This window comes from Neobacillus novalis NBRC 102450, from assembly GCF_001591805.1.
In the GTDB taxonomy this organism is placed as follows: Bacteria; Bacillota; Bacilli; order Bacillales; family Cytobacillaceae; genus Neobacillus; species Neobacillus novalis.
The window spans coordinates 84,336-90,500 of the sequence record NZ_BCVP01000002.1 but is presented as its reverse complement, the minus strand read 5'-3'; the positions used below and the strand labels follow the sequence as shown (position 1 = coordinate 90,500).

The window sequence follows — 6,165 nt, the reverse complement described above, 5'->3', positions numbered from 1 at the left end:
AATTAAAACCATCAGATTCGCAAATAAAACCATCAGATTCGCAAATAAAACCATCAGATTCGCAAATAAAACCATCAGATTCGCAAATAAAACCTACTTTTTAGCAAATAAACTGTAAAGGAAGGACAAAATCTAAGTTTTATTATGAGAAATTACCGCTTTTGTAGAAAAACACATCATCCACATAAGTTTTTTTATAAAAACTCTTCAATTCTTTGAAGATCTTTGTGGAAAATTCGTTAATATGCTGTTAAAACACTAGAAAGAGGATGTCTTAAACCTCAGGACATCCTCCTATATTGTCTATCTCTTCAATTTCAACACCAGTTCCTCATCCGGCGTAACATAAACCGTCTGCTGGTTGTCATAAATCACAAACCCCGGCTTCGCCCCGCTAGGTTTCTTGACATGCCGAACCTTCGTAAAATCAACAGACACGGAGCTTGAATTCCGCGCTTTGCTGTAATATGCGGCCAAAATAGCAGCTTCGCGAATGGTTTCATCTGCGGGTTCTTTACTGCGAATCACGACGTGTGAACCAGGTATGTCCTTCGTATGCAGCCAAATTTCATCCCGTGCCGCCAGTTTATTGGTCAAATAATCATTTTGTTTATTATTTTTCCCGACGATGATATCGGTGCCATCTGAGGCAATAAAATGATCCAAGACAGGCTTCACATTCTGCATTTTCTTCCCGTTTCGTTTCCGTCGTTCGCGGATGTAGCCTCCGTCTACAAGCTCTTCACGGATCTCTTGGATATCCTTCGGTGAAGCAGCCAGTACCTGTTGCTGTAAATTGTCAAAGTAAGTTACTTCGGCAAGAGCTAGTTCGATTTGTTCCTCGACAACAGAAACAGCATTTTTTGCTTTTTGGTATTTAGAGAAATACTTTTGCGCATTTTCAGATGGCGTCTTTCTCGGGTCGAGCGGAATCACAATTGTGCCGCCTAATTCATCATAATAATTGAGAACTTCGATTTCCTTCATACCCTTTTTGGCTGCGTAAAGATTGGCCGTTAACAGTTCGCCGTAACGTTGAAATTCATCCGCCTTCTCCGCGGCTTTTAACGTACTCTTTAGTTTTTCAATTTTCTTTTCATTCTTTTCTTTTTCGTTACTAATAAAGCGTTCGACATCATTTCCTTGCTGCTTTACGCGGTCGCGTTCTGCTTTGCCAAAATAAAAGCGGTCAAGCATTTCACTTAAGGTTGGAAAACTTTTCGACTCGCCGTTTAAATGCTCAAGTGGGAAAAGATAAAACGATTCCTTTCCATTAGCAGACATAATCGATGGCGAAAGCTCGCCGGCAGCAATTTTTCCAATCAATCGGACAAATGTCCCCGGTACAGTCGTTCGATTAGCCAGACCGCTTTGAAAAATCACTTCCTTAGCAAATAACGGTGACGTACCGGCAAAATGCTCAACCAGCTGGCGGTCAAGTTTGCCTCCGATAAAATCGACTGCCTTCAATACATCCTCCTGGGTAGCCTCAAACGGATTTAATTTGTTTTGTTCGGGAGGAGAGATATAAGGCTGTCCCGGTAAAATCGCCCGGTGGCTGTTCACGGCAAAGGAGACATGCTTGATGCTGTCAAGAATGACATTTCGCGTTTTATCGACCAGAACAATATTGCTGTGCCGTCCCATAATTTCAACAATTAATTGTTTATAGCTAATATCACCAATTTCATTTCGGCCCTTAATTTCAAAAATAATCATTCGGTCATTATTAACTTGATATAAATCCTCTAAGATATAGCCCTCAATATGCTTTCTAAGCAGCATACAGAACATTGGCGGTTCACTCGGATTATCATACGGTTCGTTAGTAAACTGCACCCGTGCATAGCTTGGGTGTGCCGATAAAAGCAGCTTTTGATTCACTCCGTTTGCCCGAATGGTAAGAATCACTTCATTTTTATAAGGCTGTTGAACTTTATTTATCCGCCCGCCCTTTAGGGAACGAACAAGCTCATCGACCATTGCTTTAGTAAATAAACCATCAAATGACATCGAAAACATCCTTTTCTTCAAACATATGATTACATTATATCCTACTTGGCGAAAATCTGTCTTATTTTCCCCCTAGCAATAACGTTAATCATAGCATTTTTTGGGACGACCCTGAATAAGCTTTCTTTAGAGCTAGTCTGAATGAATAAAGGGGGAAGTGAGATGGTCGGATGAAATTCCATGAAATGAAGATAGAACAAGTAGAAAAGGCCTTAGAAACCGACTTTTCTTCTGGATTAACACAGGAAGAAGTAAAGAAGCGGATAAATGAGCACGGACAAAATGAATTGGACGAAGGAGAAAAGCAATCGGCTTTACTCTTATTTTTTAGTCAATTTAAGGATTTTATGGTGTTAGTCCTCCTAGCAGCAACCTTGATTTCCGGCTTGCTCGGCGAATATATTGATGCCATTGCCATAATTGCCATCGTCATTATTAACGGCTGCCTTGGGTTTTACCAAGAACGAAGAGCGGAGAAATCACTCCAAGCCCTAAAGGAATTATCGGCACCGCATGTATCTGTATTGCGGGATGGAAAATGGCTGAAGATTCCATCAAAAGAAATCGTCATCGGGGATATCTTGAAGTTTACTAGCGGCGACCGGATTGGCGCTGATGTCCGTGTTGTTGAATCTAAAAGCTTAGAAATAGAGGAATCGGCGCTTACAGGTGAGTCTGTTCCCGTTTCCAAACATATCGATTGCTTAACAAACCCTAACCCGGGAATTGGCGATATGGAGAATATCGCCTTTATGGGCACGATGATTACGAGGGGAAGCGGTGTCGGGGTTGTAATCGCGACCGGAATGAAAACAGCAATGGGACAAATTGCTGATTTATTGCAAAATGCAGAGTCACAGGATACACCATTGCAGCGGCGCTTAGAGCAGCTGGGGAAAATATTAATCACAGTCGCTTTGCTGTTAACCGTACTAGTTGTCGTGGTCGGTGTTTTACGCGGACACGAAATTTACGAGATGTTTTTAGCAGGTGTTTCGCTTGCGGTGGCAGCGATACCTGAAGGGCTGCCGGCCATTGTGACCGTGGCATTATCGCTCGGTGTCCAAAAGATGATTAAGAAAAATGCCATCGTCAGGAAGCTTCCAGCCGTCGAAACGCTTGGCTGTGCATCGGTTATTTGTTCTGACAAAACTGGAACGATGACGCAAAATAAAATGACCGTAACCCATCTCTGGAGTGGGGGACAGACGTGGACAGTCGACGGAGTAGGATACCAGCCGCAGGGAAATTTTTATCGAAATAAGCAAACAGTTCAACCCAAGGATGAAAAAGCCTTACAGCAAATGCTGATTTTCGGAATGTTATGCAACCATTCGGATTTGATCATGAAGGATGAAGATTTCATTCTTGACGGGGATCCAACGGAAGGTGCTTTGCTTGTCAGTGCGATGAAAGCAGGTTTTGATCGAAAAACATTATTAAATGAGTTTACGATCATGAATGAATTTCCCTTTGACTCGGCTAGAAAAATGATGAGTATCCAGGTAAAAGACAAACAAGGCCGTCATTTCATTGTTACAAAAGGAGCACCAGATGTCATTTTAGGGATTAGTGAATCAATTCTATGGGATGAACGCACGCAATTTTTAAATAAGCAAACAAAAATGAAGGTTCAGGATGCAATCGATGGCCTCGCATCGCAAGCACTGCGAACGATTGCGGTTGCCTTTAAGCCAATCCCAGCTAATACGATCATCTTAAGTGAACAAGAGGCAGAGAAAAAATTAACCCTTATTGGTGTGCAGGGGATGATTGACCCGCCGCGGCCTGAAGTAAAAGATGCAGTGAAGGAATGTAAGGCTGCAGGAATAAAAACCGTGATGATTACTGGTGATCACGTCATTACTGCCAAGGCGATTGCCGCCCAGCTGGGGATTTTAACAAGCAAAAGCAAGGTGCTTGATGGGAAGGCTTTGGCTAATATGTCGGTTGAAGAGCTTGAAGATGTAGTCGATGACGTGGCAGTGTTTGCCAGGGTTTCACCGGAACATAAGTTGAAAATTGTTAAAGCATTGCAAAATCGCGGCCATATTGTTGCGATGACGGGTGATGGTGTCAACGATGCCCCAGCAATCAAAGCGGCAGATATTGGGGTAGCAATGGGAATTACCGGAACAGATGTCGCTAAAGAAGCATCGGCGCTCATCTTGTTAGATGATAATTTTGCGACAATTAAGGCGGCAATTACTGAAGGTAGAAACATCTATGAAAATATACGAAAATTTGTCCGCTACTTGCTGGCGTCAAATGTGGGTGAAATATTGGTGATGTTGTTTGCGATGTTATTAGCACTGCCGCTGCCCCTTGTACCCATTCAAATCCTTTGGGTAAACCTGGTAACAGACGGACTGCCGGCCATGGCCCTCGGGCTTGATCGTCCGGAAGAAGACGTGATGAAACGGAGGCCAAGAAGCCCGAATGAAGGTGTATTTTCTCGCGGACTTGGCTGGAAGGTTGTCTCCCGAGGATTCCTAATTGGGATTGTTACCTTATTGGCTTTTATCATTGTTTATCATAACGATACGAGCCAGCTGGCATATGCTCAAACTGTTGCCTTCGCCACCCTTGTTATGGCTCAGCTCATCCATGTGTTTGATTGTCGCAGCGAAAAGTCGGTGTTGTCGAGAAACCCATTCGGGAACCAATACCTTGTCTGGGCCGTCCTGTCTTCCCTTGCCTTAATGTTTGTCGTCATTTATTATCCGCCGCTGCAGCCGGTTTTCCATACCTTGCCTATAGCCTTAAAAGACTGGTTGTTGATTGTCGGGCTATCATCGATTCCAACTTTTTTACTAGCCGGATCATTTTTGTTAAGAAAAACAAAATAAAGTATGTTATAATCCAAAAGGTAATAGAGTCCATTCTATTACCTTTTGTCTTTAAAAAAATAAAGAATGCCGATTATTTTTTTTATAGATTGGATGTGCACGTGATGGTTATTAGTATGACAGGCTTTGGCAGGGGAAAGGCAGAATCAGATTCCTTCTCAGTTAATGTGGAAGTTAAAACAGTCAACCACCGATTTTGTGAAATGAATATCCGCTTGCCAAGACAGCTATTAAAAATAGAAGATAAAATAAAAAAGAAATTAAACCAGCATATTCGCCGCGGCAGGGTTGAGGTCTATGTAAGTGTTGAAGGGGAAGGGGTCGTCACCCGGAAAGTCCATGTAGATTGGAAGTTGGTTGAAGAATACTACCAATTCATCAAGCAGGCACATGAAAAATTTGGCATGGAAGGAACAATCACACTCCAGGATTTACTTAATCGATCAGACCTTTTACATATTGAAGAAAGTGAAGCTGGCAATGAAGAACTTGAGAAATTAGTTTTAACCGCAACGGAAGAAGCGGTTGTTTTACTAAAGGAAATGCGAAGCGCCGAAGGGGAAGAATTGAAAAAGGATTTGCTGGCGATGCTCACGCAATTAGAAGCAAATGTCTTTGAACTTCAAAAGTTTACGCCGTTCGTGGTGCAAGCATTCAAAGACCGTCTGACGAAAAGAATGCAGGAATTTGTCAATGGGCAGATAGATGACACACGAATTTTAACGGAAGTGGCTGTTTTTGCTGACAAAGCTGATATAAATGAGGAAATTACAAGATTAAAAAGCCACATTCAACAATTCATGCAAACGATTAATGAACAGGAACCCATTGGCAGAAAGCTAGATTTTCTCATACAGGAAATGAATCGAGAAGCGAACACCATCGGATCAAAAGCAAATGATTCAAACATTGCGAAAAAAGTAGTCGAAATAAAAAGCTTGCTAGAGAAGTTGAAGGAACAAGTACAGAATATCGAATAGAACTTGTTTAGAAACTGATTTTGACGGTCAAAATATATTATTGATGATTGGATGGTACCATGTCGATTAAATTGATTAATATTGGATTTGGAAATATCGTTTCTGCCAATCGAATTATTTCCATTGTCAGCCCTGAATCTGCCCCAATAAAAAGAATTATTCAAGATGCCCGTGACCGGGGATCACTGATTGACGCTACATATGGACGACGGACACGCGCAGTGATTGTCATGGATAGTGACCATGTCATCCTCTCAGCTGTCCAGCCTGAAACGGTTGCCCATCGCTTAACAGACCGTGATGATACTATTGATGAAGGGTAG

General features: G+C 42.1%; 4 protein-coding genes. 3 read left to right on the top strand and 1 reads right to left on the bottom strand.

Annotation, left to right across the window (positions count from 1 at the left end):
- Positions 1–303: 303 nt before the first annotated feature.
- Entirely contained in the window at positions 304–2,013 is a 1,710-nt protein-coding gene (locus tag BANVL01_RS00940; RefSeq protein ID WP_066085193.1) for an Rqc2 family fibronectin-binding protein, read from the bottom strand.
- Between the two features lie 170 nt (positions 2,014–2,183).
- Between BANVL01_RS00940 and BANVL01_RS00935 the strand changes: the two genes are divergently transcribed.
- The 3 genes from BANVL01_RS00935 to remA all read left to right on the top strand — a co-directional run bounded on the left by BANVL01_RS00935 (position 2,184) and on the right by remA (position 6,165).
- Positions 2,184–4,862 (top strand): calcium-translocating P-type ATPase, SERCA-type, encoded by a 2,679-nt coding sequence (locus tag BANVL01_RS00935; RefSeq protein WP_066085196.1) that lies wholly within the window; start codon positions 2,184–2,186, stop codon positions 4,860–4,862.
- 104 nt (positions 4,863–4,966) lie between these two features.
- Complete coding sequence (locus BANVL01_RS00930) at positions 4,967–5,842, top strand: YicC/YloC family endoribonuclease (RefSeq protein WP_066085200.1); 876 nt, start codon at positions 4,967–4,969, stop codon at positions 5,840–5,842.
- Positions 5,843–5,901: 59 nt separating this feature from the next.
- Positions 5,902–6,165, top strand: a complete 264-nt coding sequence (remA, locus tag BANVL01_RS00925; protein WP_024030186.1) for an extracellular matrix/biofilm regulator RemA — start codon at positions 5,902–5,904, stop codon at positions 6,163–6,165.

Coding starts and splice junctions, on each gene's coding strand:
- BANVL01_RS00940 (WP_066085193.1), bottom strand. CDS start 2,013: ATGTCATTTGATGGTTTATTTACTAAAGCAATGGTCGATGAGCTTGTT.
- BANVL01_RS00935 (WP_066085196.1), top strand. CDS start 2,184: ATGAAATTCCATGAAATGAAGATAGAACAAGTAGAAAAGGCCTTAGAA.
- BANVL01_RS00930 (WP_066085200.1), top strand. CDS start 4,967: ATGGTTATTAGTATGACAGGCTTTGGCAGGGGAAAGGCAGAATCAGAT.
- remA (WP_024030186.1), top strand. CDS start 5,902: ATGTCGATTAAATTGATTAATATTGGATTTGGAAATATCGTTTCTGCC.